This is a genomic window from Pseudomonas sp. ML96 (assembly GCF_000761545.1).
Taxonomy (GTDB): Bacteria; Pseudomonadota; Gammaproteobacteria; order Pseudomonadales; family Pseudomonadaceae; genus Aquipseudomonas.
The window spans coordinates 1-14,357 of sequence record NZ_JPMY01000041.1; the positions used below are offsets into that span (position 1 = coordinate 1).

Consider the following 14,357-nt stretch of genomic DNA (forward strand, 5'->3'; position numbering starts at 1 on the left):
GAGGGTGTTGATCTCGGTGATGTCCATGTTCAGCGCCTCGACCACCGAGGTCTGTTCCTCGGTCGCGGTGGCCACCGACTGGTTCATGCCGTCTATCTCGCCGATACGCAGGGTCACGCTGCCCAGACGCTCACCGGCCTTGTTGGCGATCTCCACGCTCTGCTCGCTGTAGCGCTGGCTCTCGGTCATGGTGGTGACCGATTCGCGGGCATCTACCTGCAGCTCCTCGATCATCTTCTGGATTTCCTGCGCCGACTCCTGGGTACGGTGGGCCAGGTTGCGCACTTCGTCCGCTACCACGGCGAAGCCACGCCCAGCCTCGCCGGCACGGGCCGCCTCGATGGCCGCGTTGAGCGCCAGCAGGTTGGTCTGCTCGGAGATGCTCTTGATCACCTCGAGGATCTGACCGATGTTGACCGTCTTGCTGTTCAGTGCCTCGATGTTGGAGCTGGAGGCACTGATCTTCTCCGACAGCTCGTTCATCGCCGTGATGGTCTTCTGCAGCACCTGGCTGCCTTCCTCGGCCAGCTCGCGGGCGTCCGAGGCCTGGTGCGAGGCATCGGCGGCGTTGCGCGCGATCTCCTGAGCGGCGGCACCCAGCTCGTTGATCGCTGCGGCCACGCTGTTGGTGCGGGTGGCTTGCTCGTCCGAGTTGGCCATCGACGAGTTGGAGGCGCTGACCACCAGTTTGGCTACTTCGTTGAGCTGGCCGGTGGCCGAGGACACCTCGCGGATCGAGCCATGGATACGCTCGACGAACTGGTTGAAGGAGCTGGCCAGCTCGCCGAATTCGTCGCGGGCATGCACGCTGAGGCGCTTGGTCAGGTCGCCTTCACCCTGGGCGATGTCGCGCATGGCCTTGCCCATCAGCAGCAGCGGCTGCATCAGCACGCGGATCAGCATGCCCAGCAGGAGCATGATGATGACCACGGCGATCACGGTAGCGATGATGGCCGAGGTGCGGAAATCGCTGAGCGTGGCGTAGGCCTTGTCCTTGTCGATGGACAGACCGATGTACCAGTTGACCGAGGGCAGCCCCTTGACCTGAGTGAAGGTGAGGATGCGGTCGATGCCGTCCAGATTGGCCTCGGACACCTGGTTGCTGATCTGCGGGGTGTTCTGCGGGTAGATGTCCTTGAGGCTCTTCATCACCAGATCCTTGTTCGGGTGAACCAGGATCTTGCCGTCGGAGCTGACCAGGAACGCATAGCCCATGCCGCCGAAGTCCAGCGAGTTGATGATCTGTACCAGGGTATCCAGGCTCAGGTCGCCGCCGACCACGCCGCTGCTACCGGCCGGGGTGGCGATGGTGATGATCAGCTTGCCGGTCGCGGCATCTACGTAAGGCTCGGTCAGGGTCGAGCCGCCGGCGGTCATGGCGTCCTTGTACCAGGGACGGGTACGGGGGTCGTAACCCTCGGGCATGTCGCCCTCGGGGCGCATGGTGAAGGAGCCGTCTGCACCACCCAGGTAGGTGAAGGCGAAGGTGGAGGCCGGCGCCTTGCGTTCCAGGGTGCGCGCGAGAGTTTCCGGGGTATCGTCCTGTACGCCCTGGGCGATGTTCTCGACCAGCAGGATGCGCCCGGACAGCCAGTTCTGGATGTTGCTGGCGGTGACCTCGCCGAGGCTCTGCAACTCGTCTTCCAAGTCAACCTTGATCGCGTTTCGCTGCAGATAGTCGTTGTACAGACTGAACAGGGTGAAGGCTGCGATCACCACCAATGAGGCGGCGAGCAGGATCTTGTGGCTGAACTTGAGATTCTGGGTCATGGTCACTTGCGTCCGGTAATGACTGGCAGCAGTCTTGTAGGTGGCTGCGCGAGGACTCGCGCGCCTTTCGGTAACATCACCTATAGCGACATATCTGCAGTAAAGCTTTAGCCCGAGGGATGGCAAGATGCCTGTAGCCGATACTTTTGTTCTTGGTGCTGATCCGCAGGGCCAGCCCGTCGCCCAGGCCCTGCGCCTGACCAATCGCCACGGCCTGGTCGCCGGCGCCACCGGCACCGGCAAGACGGTGACTCTGCAGCGCCTGGCCGAGCTGTTCAGCGATGCCGGCGTGGCGGTATTCGCCGCCGACATCAAGGGCGATCTCTGCGGCCTGGGCGCCGCCGGCAACCCGCAGGGCAAGGTCGCCGAGCGCATCGCCGGCATGCCCTGGCTCAATCACACTCCCCAAGCCTATCCGGTGACCCTCTGGGATGTGGCGGGCAAGACCGGCCATCCGCTGCGCACCACGCTCAGCGAGATGGGGCCACTGCTGCTGGGCAACCTGTTGGAGCTGACCGACAGCCAGCAGGCCGCGCTCTACGCCGCTTTCCAGGTGGCCGATCGCGAAGGGCTGCTGCTGCTCGATCTGAAGGACCTGAAGGCGCTGCTCAACCATCTCAAGGATCACCCCGAGCTGCTCGGCGAGGATCGGGCGCTGTTCGCCGGAGCCTCGGCCCAGGCCCTGCTGCGGCGCCTGGCCACCCTGGAGCAACAGGGCGCCGAGTCACTGTTCGGCGAGCCGGCGCTGCAGCTGGAGGACATCCTCCATCCCGAGCGTGATGGACGCGGACGCATCCACCTGCTCGATGCCAGTCGCCTGGTCCACGAGGCGCCCAAGGTCTATGCCACTTTCCTGCTCTGGCTGCTGGCCGAACTGTTCGAGCAGTTGCCCGAGCGCGGCGATGCCGACAAACCGGTGCTGGCGCTGTTCTTCGACGAGGCGCATCTGCTGTTCGCCGATACTCCGCGGGCCTTGCAGGAGCGTCTGGAACAGGTCGTGCGGCTGATCCGCTCGAAAGGCGTCGGCGTCTACTTCGTCACCCAGTCGCCCAGCGACCTGCCGGACGATGTCCTGGCCCAGCTGGGCCTGCGTATTCAGCATGGCCTGCGCGCCTTTACCGCCAAAGAGCAGAAGTCGTTACGTGCGGTGGCCGATGGTTTCCGCCCTAATCCGGACTTCGACAGCCTGAGCGTGCTTACCGAGCTGGGCATCGGCGAGGCGCTGGTCGGTACTCTGGAAGAGAAGGGCACGCCGGCTATGGTACAGCGCGTTGCCATTGCTCCTCCGCAGTCACGCATCGGGCCGCTGAGCGAGGCCGAGCGCGCGCAGTTGCTGCGCAGCTCGCCGCAGGCCGGGCGCTACGACAAACCGGTGGATCGTGAATCTGCTTATGAAATGCTCATGGCGCGCAACGCCCAGGCGCCGGAGGCAGTGCCGGCCGGCAAGGCGGCGCCAGCGCCGGAGCAGGGTGGTTTGGGTGGCATGGCCGGCGAGCTGCTGGGCAGCCTGGCCAGCCAGGTGATGAAGACCGCCGTGCGCCAGGCCGCCAACCAGATCGGTCGGCAACTGGTGCGAGGGCTGATGGGCTCGTTGCTGGGCGGTGGCAAGCGGCGCTGAGGCGGCGGATCACTCCGCCTCGCGGGCCTGTTCGATCTTCTGTATTTCCTGCTGGAACGCCTGGTCCAGCAGGCTTTGCTTCTTGCGCCAGGGCTTGCGCTCGGGGTCCGGCTGGGCGGCGTAGGTCACGACTTCGCCGCCATATACATCCTTGTAACGTTGCGCCTGACGCTCCAGTTCGGCGCGCAGTTCGTCTTTCGTCACATGTTCACCAGATGAGTGAGGGGCCGCAGGGAGCGGCCTCTATCGAAGCTACTACTGCATTTATTCGGTAGTAGTGGCGCAATTATAGCGTTCGGTTCTTTCATTTCCATCGCTCGAAAGTGTCGGCGGCAATTATTGGAAGCCGCATGCCACGCCGAGTTCATTAAGTTTGACCGAGTTGCCAAGTTGTATTCGAAGCATCTTGGCTGGGTGTGTCGCTGCAACTTCCTATGCTCAATGCAGGCATGGGAGGTGGCTATGAAGAAGTGGCAATGCACCATCTGCGGCTTCATCTATGACGAAGCGCTGGGCTGGCCGGACGAGGGCATCGCTCCGGGGACGCGCTGGGAGGATGTGCCGGCAGACTGGCTCTGCCCCGATTGCGGGGCTGCCAAGGCCGATTTCGAGATGATCGAGATTTGAGGGGCGACAGGCGTGTGATCACTCGCGCCCTGCCAAAAGAGCGCTGCATCCTTATGGTGTGCAGCGCTCAGGCTCAGATTTTCAGGCGCCGGCCACCGGCAACAGCTCCTTGAGCGGCTTGCTGTCGTCGGCCAGTTGCTCCACGGTCACGGCGATGCTTTCGGCGACCAGGCGTTTGGCGGCGATGAAGTCTTGTGGGCGGTTCACCGTGTCGGCGGCCAGCACCTTGTCATCCTTGAGGTAGAAGGCGCTGAAGCTGTCGCTCAGCGGGTCGCCGCGTAGTACCAGGCGCTCGAAGCCTTCGGAGAGACCGACCATTTTCAGTTTCAGCTCGTACTGGTCGGACCAGAACCAGGGCACCGAGGCATAGGCCTTGGACTTGCCGGCCATGTTGGCGGCGGCTGCGCGCGACTGCTCCAGGGCGTTGGGTACCGACTCCAGGCGCAGGCGGCGGCCGAGCAGGGCGTTGGGGTGATTGGTGCAGTCGCCGGCGGCGAAGATGTCCGGGTCGCTGGTGCGGGCGCATTCGTCGACCAGGATGCCGTTGTCCACCTGCAGGCCGGCTTCGGCGGCCAGTTCGGTATTGGCGATCAGGCCGATGCCGACCACCACCAGGTCGGTTTCCAGGCGGCTGCCGTCGGCGCAGAGCACGGCGCTGACCGCCTCGCCGCTGACCTCCAGATCAGCAACCTGTACGCCGGTGCGGATATCCACCCCGGCCTCGCGGTGCTTGCGCTCGTAGTAGGCCGACAGCTCGGCGGCGGTGACGCGTTGCAGCACGCGCGGCAGGGTCTCGAGTACGGTGACCTGTAGGCCCTGGGCGATGGCCGCAGCAGCCACTTCCAGGCCGATGTAGCCGCCACCGACTATGGCCAGGCGCTTGCCGGCGGCCATCTGCGCGCGGATCAGTTCGACATCGTCGAGGGTGCGCAGGTAGTGGAAGTTGCTGCAGCGCTCGGCGCTGCCGGCATTCGGTACGGCCAGCGGGCGCGGGCGGCCGCCGGTGGCGATGGCCAGCTTGTCGTAGGCCAACTGCTTGCCGTCGGCCAGCTCCAGCAGCTTGTTGGCGCGGTCGATGCGCGTCACGCGCACGCCGCCGAAGAACTCCACATTGGCCTTGTCGTAGGCCATCTGCGGGCGGATCGACAGGCTGCTCTTCTCCACGCTGCCGGCCAGGTAGGCCTTGGACAGCGGCGGACGGTGGTAGGGCAGGTGAGTTTCCTCGCCGAGCAGCAGGATGCGCCCCTCCCAGCCCTCGTTACGCAGGGCGATGGCCAGTTCGCCACCGGCATGGCCGGCGCCGATGATGATGGCAGTGGAGGAAGCGGCGTCTGTCATGGTGACCTCGGGCTGAAATGGGGCTGGCCGCTAGTGTATGCATCCTGGTGGCTCAAGTCCCGACCGAAGATGCCAATCGCCATGCCGTTGTCGCAATGCCTGTGGCAGCATGAGCGGCTGTAATCGGGGGAGATGACGCATGCAGGCCGAGGGACCGCAATCACTGAGCTGGCGCCAGGCGCTGCCGTTCTGGCTCAAGCTGGGTTTCATCAGTTTCGGCGGGCCGGCCGGGCAGATCGCCCTGATGCATCAGGAACTGGTGGAGCGGCGGCGCTGGATTTCCGAGCGGCGTTTCCTGCACGCGCTCAACTACTGCATGTTGCTGCCCGGTCCCGAGGCCCAGCAGCTGGCGACCTATATCGGCTGGCTGCTGCACCGCACCTGGGGTGGGGTCATCGCCGGCAGCTTGTTCGTGCTGCCATCGTTGCTGCTGCTGATCCTGCTGTCCTGGCTGTACATCGCCTTCGGCGACATGCCGCTGGTGGCCGGCATCTTCTATGGCATCAAGCCGGCGGTGACCGCGATAGTGGTGCAGGCGGCCCATCGCATCGGCTCGCGGGCGCTGAATAACCGCTGGCTGTGGGGAATAGCGGCGGCGGCCTTCGTGGCCATCTTCGCTCTCAACGTGCCGTTCCCGCTGATAGTGCTGGCGGCCGCCACGCTTGGCTATTTGGGCGGGCGCCTGGCGCCGCAGTATTTTGCACCTGGTGGTGGGCACGGGCCGGCGCAGGTTTCCTACGGTCCGGCCTTGATCGACGACGATACGCCGCCGCCCGCCCATGCGCGTTTCCGACTGCCGCGCCTGCTGCTCCTGCTGCTGGTCGGCGCAGCACTGTGGTTGTTGCCGATGGGCCTGCTGACCCTGGCCTTCGGCTGGCACGGCAACCTGACCCAGATGGGCTGGTTCTTCAGCAAGGCCGCGCTGCTCACCTTCGGTGGCGCCTACGCGGTGCTGCCCTACGTCTACCAGGGCGCGGTGGCGCACTATGGCTGGCTGACGCCGGCGCAGATGATCGATGGCCTGGCCCTGGGCGAGACCACGCCGGGGCCACTGATCATGGTGGTGGCCTTCGTCGCCTTTGTCGGCGCCTACGGTCAGCCGCTGTTCGGCGCTGACTCGGCCTTCACCAGCGGCGCGCTGGCCGCCTGCCTGGTCACCTGGTTCACCTTCCTGCCGTCGTTCCTGTTCATCCTCATCGGCGGGCCGCTGGTGGAGGCGACCCGCGGCGAGCTGAAGTTCACCGCGCCGCTGACCGCCATCACCGCCGCGGTGGTGGGGGTGATCCTCAACCTTGCGCTGTTCTTCGCCTACCACGTGCTCTGGCCGCAGGGCTTCGCCGGCGCCTTCGACTGGCCGTCGGCACTGATCGCCGTGCTGGCGGCAGTGGCGCTGTTCGTGCTGCGCCGTGGCGTGGTCGAAGTGCTGCTGTTGTGTGCCGCGATGGGCCTGGCGGTGCATCTGGTACGCGCGTTTTATTGACCGGCGCCAGGCTTTTCTATATTTGAAGCACATCAGCCGGAGGTGAGCAGCGCCACTAGATGAGTATGAGTAGCGAATCAGGGAGCAGCTTTCGACGCTGGTTGCAGCGCCCGGCGATAGTGCCGCTGGCACGCCTTTTCGTGGTGCTGGTGTGCGTGTCCCTGGTGGCGACCGATGGCTGGCTGATCTGGAAGGCGCGTCAGGTGCAGTTGCGTGAGGCCGAGATCGAGACCTCCAACCTTGCCTCAGCGCTGGCGCGGCAGGCGTCCGACTCCCTGAAGAAGGCCGATACCGTGCTGCTCGACCTGGTCGAGCGGCTGCAGGTGGACGGCATGGATGAGCAGAAGCTGCAGCGCTTGCAGGGGCTGATGCGCCAGCATGTCTACGAACAGGCCGAGCTGCATGGCCTGTTCGCCTACGATCGCGATGGCAACTGGGTGGTCAATTCGTTCGGCGAGGTTCCGCCCGGAGCCAACAACGCCGACCGCGAGTACTTCGTCTTCCATCGCCAGCATCCGGATGACCACGATGCCCACGTCGGCCTGCCGGTACGCAGTCGTACCACCGGCGAGTGGATCATCCCGCTGTCGCGGCGCCTGGAGGATGCCCAGGGCAACTTCGCCGGCGTGGCGCTGGCGACCATCTCCATCGACTACTTCCGCCAGTTCTACGCGACCTTCGATGTGCGCGAGCACGGCGCTATCAACCTGGTGCTCAACGACGGCACCCTGCTGGTACGCAGTCCCTTCCGCGAGGACCTGATCGGCTCGAGCATCGCCCGCGGCAAAATCTTCACCCACATGCTGCCGCACAGCCCCACCGGCACGGCGCTGCTGCCCTCGGTGATCGACGGGGTGGAGCGGCTGTTCAGCTACCGGCAGATCCAGGGCTATCCACTGGTGGTGATCACCGCCCTGGCCGAGGAGGACATCCTCGCCGACTGGCGCGAAGACACGTCCCGTCAGCTGTTCGTGGTGAGCCTGCTGGCGATCCTGCTGGCGCTGTTCGGCTTCTACCTGCTGCGCCTGATCAAGGAGGGCCAGCGCATCGAGGTGGAGCTGGTGGCCACCCGCGACGCCCTGCGCTCGTTCAACAAGCGCCTGGAGCAACAGGCCCTGGAAGACGAGCTGACGCGCCTGGCCAACCGCCGTCGCTTCATGCACGCGCTGCAGGACGAATACAGCCGCGCCGCGCGCAGCAAGAAGCCGCTGGCATTGGTGATGTTCGATGTCGACTACTTCAAGCAGTACAACGACATCTACGGCCACTCGGCGGGGGACGAATGCCTGCGCACCGTGGCCGATCTGATTCGTGGCGGGCAGAAGCGCCCGGCCGACCTGGCCGCGCGCTACGGTGGCGAAGAGTTCTGCCTGCTGCTGCCGGAGACCGATGCCCAGGGCGCGCTGCTGGTGGCCGAGCAGATCCGCCTGGCCCTGGAGGACCTGGCCTTGCCGCACGCCGGCTCGCCGGGACGGCGCCTGAGCCTGAGCGCCGGGGTCAATGTCTGCCTGCCGCAGCCGGCTTCGTCGATTGGCATCGATGGCTTGGTCCAAGGCGCGGACAAGGCGCTCTACGCGGCCAAGGCCTCGGGGCGCGACCGAGTGATGCTCTACGACGGCAAGGTCGACGCGCTGATCGGCTAGTCCTGCAGCGCCTGCTCCGCTGCAGCCACCGCGTGCAACAGGGTGGTGTCGAACAGCGGCACGCGGGCATCTTCCGCGCCCACCAGCAGGCCGATCTCGGTGCAGCCGAGGATCACTGCTTCGGCGCCGCGCGCCACCAGGCGTTCGATCAGCGCGCGATAGGCCTGGCGCGAGTCCTCGCGCACCTGGCCCAGGCACAGCTCTTCGTAGATCACCCGATGCACCAGATCGCGGTCGGCCTCCTCCGGCACCAGCACCTGGATGCCGTGGCGCTGCTCCAGGCGCTCGCGATAGAACGGCTGCTCCATGGTGAAGCGCGTGCCGAGCAGGCCCACCCGCTGCAGGCCGGCGCTGTGGATGGCGGCGGCGGTCGGGTCGGCGATATGCAGCAGCGGCAGATCGCTGGCGGCCTCGATGGTCGCGGCCACTTTATGCATGGTGTTGGTACACAGCACCAGGAAGTCCGCGCCGGCGCGTTGCAGGGCCACGGCTGCCTCGCCCAGCAGCTCGCCGGCACGTTGCCAGTCACCACTGCGCTGCAGCTGCTCGATCTCGTGGAAGTCGACGCTGTACAGCACCAGGCGGGCCGAATGCAGGCCGCCCAGGTGCGCCCTGATCGCCTCGTTGATATGCCGGTAGTAGGGCAGGGTGGACTCCCAGCTCATGCCCCCGATCAGGCCAATGGTCTTCATCTGCGTCTCCTGCTTGTTCAGCCGTGCATGGTGCGCCGGCCCGCGGCGCTTCTGCAGCTACAGTCTGCGGCGAATCGGCCCCTACAGATGGTGCGCGGTGGACGAGTGGGGCGGCGTTTTGCGCCGGGCTGAGGAATAATGCACGGCCTTGCCGCCATGTATGCCCTATGACCTCGCCATCCCTGCATGTTCGCCCCAGTTATCTACACCTGCCGCCAGGCACCTGGGCCACGGTGCTGGACTGCCTGTGCGAGCGCTTCCCGCAGATTTCCCGCGACACCTGGCTGGCGCGCATGGCCCGTGGCCTGGTGCTCGACGAGCAGAATCGCCCGCTGGGCCCCGATGCGCCTTACCGCGAGGCGCTGCGCGTGCAGTATTTCCGCGAGATCGAGAACGAACGCAAGATTCCCTTCCAGGCCCAGGTGCTGCACCTGGACGAACACCTGCTGGTGGCGGACAAGCCGCATTTCCTGCCGGTGATGCCGGCCGGCGACTACGCCGAGGAAACCCTGCTCACCCGCCTGGTGCGCGAGACCGGCAACCCGCACCTGGCACCGCTGCACCGTATCGACCGGCACACCGCCGGGCTGGTGCTGTTCTCCGCCACGCCTGCCAGCCGCGGTGCCTACCAGGCGTTGTTCCGCGAGAAACGCATCGACAAGCGCTACCAGGCCATCGCCCCGGCGCTGCCGCAATACGACTTCCCCCTACGCCGGCACAGCCGCCTGGAAAAGGGTGAGCCGTTCTTCCGCATGCGCGAGGTGGATGGCGAGCCGAACAGCGAGACCCTGCTGGAGGTACTGGAGCGGCGCGAGGAGTTGTGGCGCTACCGGCTGTTCCCGGTCAGCGGCAAGCAGCACCAGCTGCGCGTGCACATGGCCGCCCTCGGCGCGCCGATCGTCAATGACACCTTCTACCCCGAACTTGTTGACGAGAAGGGCGTGGACGACTTCAGCCGCCCGCTCAAGCTGCTGGCCCACAGCCTGAACTTCAATGATCCGCTGAGCGGCGCGCCGCGCAGTTTCGAGAGCCGTCTCGAGCTGGACTGGTAGTCAGCCCGCGCTGCGCAGTCGCGCCAGGTCACGTACCGGCGGCTCGCCGAACAGGCGGCTGTATTCGCGGCTGAACTGCGACGGGCTCTCGTAGCCGACCTTGTAGCCGGCGCTCGACACATCCAGGTTCTCGCACAGCATCAGCCGCCGCGCCTCCTGCAGGCGCAATTGCTTCTGGTACTGCAGCGGGCTCATGGCGGTCACCGCCTTGAAGCGGTGATGCAGGGTCGAGGTGCTGAGGTTGCTCAGTCGCGCCAGCTCGTCGATGCGCAGCGGCTCGTGGTAGTGGCCGTTGAGCCACTCGATGGCCAGGTTGATCCGGTGTGCCTGGCTGTCCGCCGTGGCGATGTCGCGCAGCAGCTGCCCCTGCGGGCTGTGCAACAGGCGATAGAGAATCTCGCGGCGCACCAGCGGGGCGAGCATGGCGATGTCGCGCGGGCTCTCCAGCAGGCGCACCAGGCGCAGCACGGCATCCAGCAACGGTGCGTCGAGGCGATCGACATGCAGGCCGCGCCCGCTGCCGCCGCTGGGCACGCCGACGGGGCCGGCGGCGGCCAGCAGGTTGCCGATCTCGTTGGGGTCGATGTCCAGGCGCAGGCTCAGGTAGGGCTCTTCCGGCGAGGCCAGGGTTACCTCGCCGGTGATCGGCAGCGTCACCATGGCCACCAGGTAATGCAGCGGGTCATAGGCGTACACCTCGCCCTCCAGGCGCACCACTTTCTGCCCCTGGGCCATGATGCACAGTGCCGGGCGGCACAAGCCGTGGGTGATGGGCAGGGGCGCGGAGGAACGGAACAGCGCAAGGCCCGGCACCGAGGTTTCCGCGATGCCTTCTTCCGGGCAGAAATGGGCAATCAGCTGGGCCAGCTCGCGGCGTTGTCCTTCCTGATTCTCTAGGGGGCTTGCGGCGTTCGACATGGCGTGGCTCTCCTCGGTGAGCGGCCAGAATACTCCCCATTCGGCAGGGGATGTCTGCCGGTCGGCAGGATCAGGCAAGAACCGCAGAGGATCGGGCAAGGCGCTAGTCGGCGCAGGTTTGCTCAGGGCCAGACCGATTCTGCGCGATGCAGGATCGTGCAAGTCGTCGACAGTTTCCGGCTAACGATGATGCCTCGCGTGCGCGCAATCTCTGCAGCGTCCAGGCGCCATTGGCGAGCGCCGTTACAGGAGGCCTTTGCCATGAACTCCCTTGCCATCGCCGCCGCTGGCCCATCGGCCCCGGCGCGTTTCATCCCATTGCGCGGGGTACTGCAGATGAATCAAGCGATTATCAGCCTGGCCAGCTTCCATGCCCGCGTCGGCGCGGGTGAGACACTCGGTGAGCAGCTCGAAGAACTGTTGCATTGCGCGCGGCGCGATCCGGCCTGCCGGCGCTGCGAGCTGCAGCGCGTCGCTGCCGATGAGTGGCAGCTGCGCAGCCATTGGGACTCCGACCAGGAGCTGCAGGCGCATCTCGGGCTGCCGCACATGCAGCTGCTCGGGCGCCTGGTGGAGAGCGGCCTGATTCGCCGCATGCAGATGCGCGTGGAACCGCGCATCTAGCGAAGTACGCGTCAGCCGCAGCTCAGGCGGATGATGCTGTCGGCGTCATCGATGTCGATGTTCAGCCGGCGCGGGTTGTAGTCCATGGTCACCGGCTGATTCGGATGGGTTACGCGCAGCAGTTCGGCGCCGGACTTCACACGGGCCTCTTCGGCCAGTTCGGTGGTGATGCGCTGCTCCACCAGGTTCTGCACCGCTGCGGCGTCGCAGCGGCCGTCGCCCTTGGCGGCCGGGGCTTCGCCATCCGGGCTGGAGGCACAGCCGGCCAGCAGGGCAGCGGCGAGCAGGGCGGAGAGAGGCAGGATTCGGGTCATGGCTTGCGTCCTTTCTGAAACATGCCCCACCGTGCCACCCTCCGCCCGTTCAGGCAACCACGCGGATCAGCTTCTGCGACGTCAGGCGCTGCGGGCGGCCATCCAGCGCTTGTACTGGCGGGTACGCCGGGCGATGCGCAGCTGCTCGCCGATCAGCGCGCGCAGCGGCGAGACCAGCGGCTTGGGCTGGGCGCCCTGGGCGAGGCGCTTGAGCTGGAACTTCACCGTGGCCATGTAGGCCAGCGAGGCCAGGGCCTTGCGCTTCCAACGGATCGGCGGCAGCTCGGCGCTGCGCTCGCGGTCCTGGCGCCAGTGCGCGGGCAGGGCCGGGTCGATGGCCAGAGCGGTAGCGATGCCGGCCATGGCCACGCGGCTGTCCAGCACCTTCTCCACCACCGGCAGGCGGCGAATGCCACCGGTGACCATCAGCGGCATGCGCGCCACCGCGGCGATCTCGTCGGCGAATTCGAGGAAGTAGGCCTCGCGGGCCAGGGTGCGGCCGTCGCGGGCATCGCCCTGCATGGCTGGCGCCTCGTAGCTGCCGCCGGACAGCTCGACCAGGTCGACATCCAGCTCGCCGAGCATCTCCACCACGCGCTTGGCGTCGGCGGCGTCGAAACCGCCGCGCTGGAAGTCCGCCGAGTTGAGCTTGACCGACACGCAGAAGCTCGGCGAGACCTTGGCACGTACCGCCTTGACCACTTCCAGCAGCAGGCGCGCGCGGTTCTCCAGCGAGCCACCCCAGCTGTCGGTGCGGCGGTTGGTGATGGGCGAGAGGAACTGGCTGAGCAGGTAGCCGTGGGCCGCGTGAATCTGCACGCCGGTGAAACCGGCCTGCTCGGCCAGCTCGGCGGAGCGCACGAAGCGGCGGATCAGCTCGGCGATCTCCGCCTCGTCCAGCGCCTTGGGCAGCGGGAACAGCTTGGAGAAGCTGCCCAGCTCGATGGCCACGGCGGAGGGCGCCACAGTCTGCTGGCCGAGGTTGGCCTGCATCTGCCGGCCGGGATGATTGAGTTGCATCCAGAACTGCGCACCCTGGGCGCGGCCGACGCGGGCCCACTCGCGGAACTTGTCCAACTGGCTGTCATCCTCCAGCACCACGCCGCCGGGGCCGGTCATGGCGCGGCCGTCGATCATCACGTTGCCGGTCAGCAGCAGGCCGGAGCCGCCTTCGGCCCAGGCGCGGTACAGGCGCAGCAGGTCGGCCGAGGGCGCCTGTTGGCAGTCGGCCATGTTTTCCTCCATGGCGGCCTTGGCGATGCGGTTGGGGATGCTGGCGCCGTTGGGCAGTTGCAAGGGCTGGAAGGGCGACATGAATCAGGTCTCCGATGGGCGATGGAGGAATCCTAAGCTTGAAGTCAACTTTAAGGTCAATAGCCTTGTGGATATTTCCTGTGCAGCTCGGCTGCGGGGTATTGCGCCGTGCTGGGTAATCTGGAGAAACATTCGCAGGGCGAGGTGCGACATCTTGGATTTGCCCGCCGACGAAGGCTGTAGTAAGACTGGAGTCAGAGATTCATCGGGTCGCGGCAAAAGGTCTGCCGACCCATCCGTAGTTGTGTGGTCCAGCAGGGGGAATGGCGCGCCGAAGTCGGTACGCCACGCTTCGCAGGCACACCAGAGGAGACGCTTCACCCGCCTGAGCCCCGCAGCCGCAGCACCTCGGAGACACCCCAGCAATACGAGGAAGCCCCATGCAAGTTCAAGTTCGCACCAATCAAATCGAAGGTAGTGCTCGGCTTCAGGAATGGGTTAGCGCGGAAGTGACGGACAGACTCGAACACTTCGACGAGCTGCTAACCCGGGTGGTGGTTCATATCAGCGACGAGAACGCGCACAAGTCCGGCAGCGACGACAAACGCTGCCTCATCGAGGCCCGGCCCAAGGGCCATCAGCCCATCTCCGTGACACACAAGGCCGAGGCCATGGAGCAGGCCATCGACGGCGCCGCCGAGAAGATGCGCCACGCCCTGGAGCACATGACCGGGCGTCTGGAAAGTAAAGCCATCTCCTCCACCGGCCGTTACGTCGCAGACGGCGATGTGGTGCTCACCGATGCCCTGCTGGAAGAGGAGTTCCTGGCCAAGCAGGAGGAGCTGGAGCGCGACTGATCGACGTCCCTCTGCATAGCTATCAACAACCGCCCGTTCCGGGCGGTTGTCGTTTCTGCGCCTAGCAAGAGGCCCGGCTCCTATACTGAAACCGACCAGGGTCGGGCGTGCTGGACGCTTCGTTGGAGCGGGGGCCGTGCGGGTTGCGAAGGTTGCTTCGCGATCCGGCG

The 14,357-nt window shown here is 66.1% G+C and carries 14 protein-coding genes and 1 pseudogene; 7 read left to right on the plus strand and 8 right to left on the minus strand.

The annotated features are described in order from the left end of the window. Together IP89_RS24000 and IP89_RS24005 are read right to left on the minus strand one after the other, a co-directional pair. Window positions 1–660: methyl-accepting chemotaxis protein (locus IP89_RS24000; RefSeq protein ID WP_371261969.1), on the minus strand; the 660-nt coding region annotated here is incomplete at its 3' end. 93 nt (window positions 661–753) lie between these two features. Beyond that, window positions 754–1,770 (minus strand): annotated as a pseudogene (locus IP89_RS24005) (cache domain-containing protein); the annotation flags it as partial. Between the two features lie 127 nt (window positions 1,771–1,897). Here IP89_RS24005 and IP89_RS19305 point away from each other — a divergent pair. Continuing rightward, a complete protein-coding gene (locus IP89_RS19305) occupies window positions 1,898–3,388 on the plus strand; it encodes a helicase HerA-like domain-containing protein (protein WP_043311348.1) in 1,491 nt (496 codons plus the stop codon). A 9-nt stretch (window positions 3,389–3,397) separates the two neighbouring features. Here IP89_RS19305 and IP89_RS19310 read toward each other — a convergent pair whose 3' ends face one another. Continuing rightward, window positions 3,398–3,592, minus strand: a complete 195-nt coding sequence (locus tag IP89_RS19310) for a hypothetical protein (protein ID WP_043311350.1) — start codon at window positions 3,590–3,592, stop codon at window positions 3,398–3,400. 258 nt (window positions 3,593–3,850) lie between these two features. On the opposite strand from IP89_RS19310, the gene IP89_RS19315 reads away from it, so the two are divergent. Then, a complete protein-coding gene (locus IP89_RS19315) occupies window positions 3,851–4,015 on the plus strand; it encodes a rubredoxin (protein ID WP_043311351.1) in 165 nt (54 codons plus the stop codon). Window positions 4,016–4,096: 81 nt separating this feature from the next. Here the strand turns inward: IP89_RS19315 and IP89_RS19320 are convergent, their stop codons facing one another. Then, window positions 4,097–5,353 (minus strand): NAD(P)/FAD-dependent oxidoreductase, encoded by a 1,257-nt coding sequence (locus IP89_RS19320; RefSeq protein WP_043311352.1) that lies wholly within the window; start codon window positions 5,351–5,353, stop codon window positions 4,097–4,099. Between the two features lie 139 nt (window positions 5,354–5,492). On the opposite strand from IP89_RS19320, the gene chrA reads away from it, so the two are divergent. Together chrA and IP89_RS19330 are read left to right on the plus strand one after the other, a co-directional pair. Continuing rightward, entirely contained in the window at window positions 5,493–6,833 is a 1,341-nt protein-coding gene (chrA, locus tag IP89_RS19325; protein ID WP_043311353.1) for a chromate efflux transporter, read from the plus strand. Window positions 6,834–6,898: 65 nt separating this feature from the next. After that, window positions 6,899–8,476, plus strand: a complete 1,578-nt coding sequence (locus IP89_RS19330; RefSeq protein ID WP_156115084.1) for a diguanylate cyclase — start codon at window positions 6,899–6,901, stop codon at window positions 8,474–8,476. Here IP89_RS19330 and IP89_RS19335 read toward each other — a convergent pair. After that, window positions 8,473–9,168, minus strand: coding sequence for an aspartate/glutamate racemase family protein (locus tag IP89_RS19335; protein ID WP_043311354.1), 696 nt, complete (start codon window positions 9,166–9,168; stop codon window positions 8,473–8,475). The genes IP89_RS19330 and IP89_RS19335 overlap by 4 nt on opposite strands. Before the next feature lie 167 nt (window positions 9,169–9,335). Between IP89_RS19335 and IP89_RS19340 the strand changes: the two genes are divergently transcribed. Beyond that, a complete protein-coding gene (locus tag IP89_RS19340) occupies window positions 9,336–10,220 on the plus strand; it encodes a pseudouridine synthase (RefSeq protein WP_043311355.1) in 885 nt (294 codons plus the stop codon). On the opposite strand, the gene IP89_RS19345 is transcribed toward IP89_RS19340, so the two are convergent. Continuing rightward, window positions 10,221–11,138, minus strand: a complete 918-nt coding sequence (locus IP89_RS19345) for an AraC family transcriptional regulator (protein WP_043311356.1) — start codon at window positions 11,136–11,138, stop codon at window positions 10,221–10,223. A gap of 261 nt (window positions 11,139–11,399) precedes the next feature. Here IP89_RS19345 and IP89_RS19350 point away from each other — a divergent pair, with 261 nt between their 5' ends. Continuing rightward, window positions 11,400–11,762 carry a putative quinol monooxygenase gene (locus IP89_RS19350; RefSeq protein ID WP_043311357.1) on the plus strand — a complete coding sequence of 121 codons (363 nt, stop codon included), beginning with the start codon at window positions 11,400–11,402 and terminating at the stop codon, window positions 11,760–11,762. A gap of 11 nt (window positions 11,763–11,773) precedes the next feature. Here the strand turns inward: IP89_RS19350 and IP89_RS19355 are convergent, their stop codons facing one another. Both IP89_RS19355 and IP89_RS19360 read right to left on the minus strand, forming a co-directional pair. Continuing rightward, the gene (locus tag IP89_RS19355; protein WP_043311358.1) at window positions 11,774–12,076 is read right to left on the minus strand and encodes an I78 family peptidase inhibitor; all 303 of its coding nucleotides are present in this window, start codon (window positions 12,074–12,076) and stop codon (window positions 11,774–11,776) included. An 81-nt stretch (window positions 12,077–12,157) separates the two neighbouring features. After that, window positions 12,158–13,390: an NADH:flavin oxidoreductase/NADH oxidase family protein gene (locus IP89_RS19360; RefSeq protein ID WP_043311359.1), complete on the minus strand. Its 1,233-nt coding sequence runs from the start codon at window positions 13,388–13,390 to the stop codon at window positions 12,158–12,160. A gap of 380 nt (window positions 13,391–13,770) precedes the next feature. Between IP89_RS19360 and IP89_RS19365 the strand changes: the two genes are divergently transcribed. Then, entirely contained in the window at window positions 13,771–14,187 is a 417-nt protein-coding gene (locus IP89_RS19365; RefSeq protein WP_043311360.1) for an HPF/RaiA family ribosome-associated protein, read from the plus strand. The last annotated feature ends 170 nt before the right edge of the window (window positions 14,188–14,357 follow it).

Bases quoted from the DNA above. Each gene is read 5' to 3' on its own strand.
- chrA (WP_043311353.1), top strand. From the start codon at position 5,493: ATGCAGGCCGAGGGACCGCAATCACTGAGCTGGCGCCAGGCGCTGCCG.
- IP89_RS19360 (WP_043311359.1), bottom strand. From the start codon at position 13,390: ATGTCGCCCTTCCAGCCCTTGCAACTGCCCAACGGCGCCAGCATCCCC.
- IP89_RS19335 (WP_043311354.1), bottom strand. From the start codon at position 9,168: ATGAAGACCATTGGCCTGATCGGGGGCATGAGCTGGGAGTCCACCCTG.
- IP89_RS19365 (WP_043311360.1), top strand. From the start codon at position 13,771: ATGCAAGTTCAAGTTCGCACCAATCAAATCGAAGGTAGTGCTCGGCTT.
- IP89_RS19330 (WP_156115084.1), top strand. From the start codon at position 6,899: ATGAGTAGCGAATCAGGGAGCAGCTTTCGACGCTGGTTGCAGCGCCCG.
- IP89_RS19315 (WP_043311351.1), top strand. From the start codon at position 3,851: ATGAAGAAGTGGCAATGCACCATCTGCGGCTTCATCTATGACGAAGCG.
- IP89_RS19320 (WP_043311352.1), bottom strand. From the start codon at position 5,353: ATGACAGACGCCGCTTCCTCCACTGCCATCATCATCGGCGCCGGCCAT.
- IP89_RS19350 (WP_043311357.1), top strand. From the start codon at position 11,400: ATGAACTCCCTTGCCATCGCCGCCGCTGGCCCATCGGCCCCGGCGCGT.
- IP89_RS19340 (WP_043311355.1), top strand. From the start codon at position 9,336: ATGACCTCGCCATCCCTGCATGTTCGCCCCAGTTATCTACACCTGCCG.
- IP89_RS19345 (WP_043311356.1), bottom strand. From the start codon at position 11,138: ATGTCGAACGCCGCAAGCCCCCTAGAGAATCAGGAAGGACAACGCCGC.
- IP89_RS19355 (WP_043311358.1), bottom strand. From the start codon at position 12,076: ATGACCCGAATCCTGCCTCTCTCCGCCCTGCTCGCCGCTGCCCTGCTG.
- IP89_RS19305 (WP_043311348.1), top strand. From the start codon at position 1,898: ATGCCTGTAGCCGATACTTTTGTTCTTGGTGCTGATCCGCAGGGCCAG.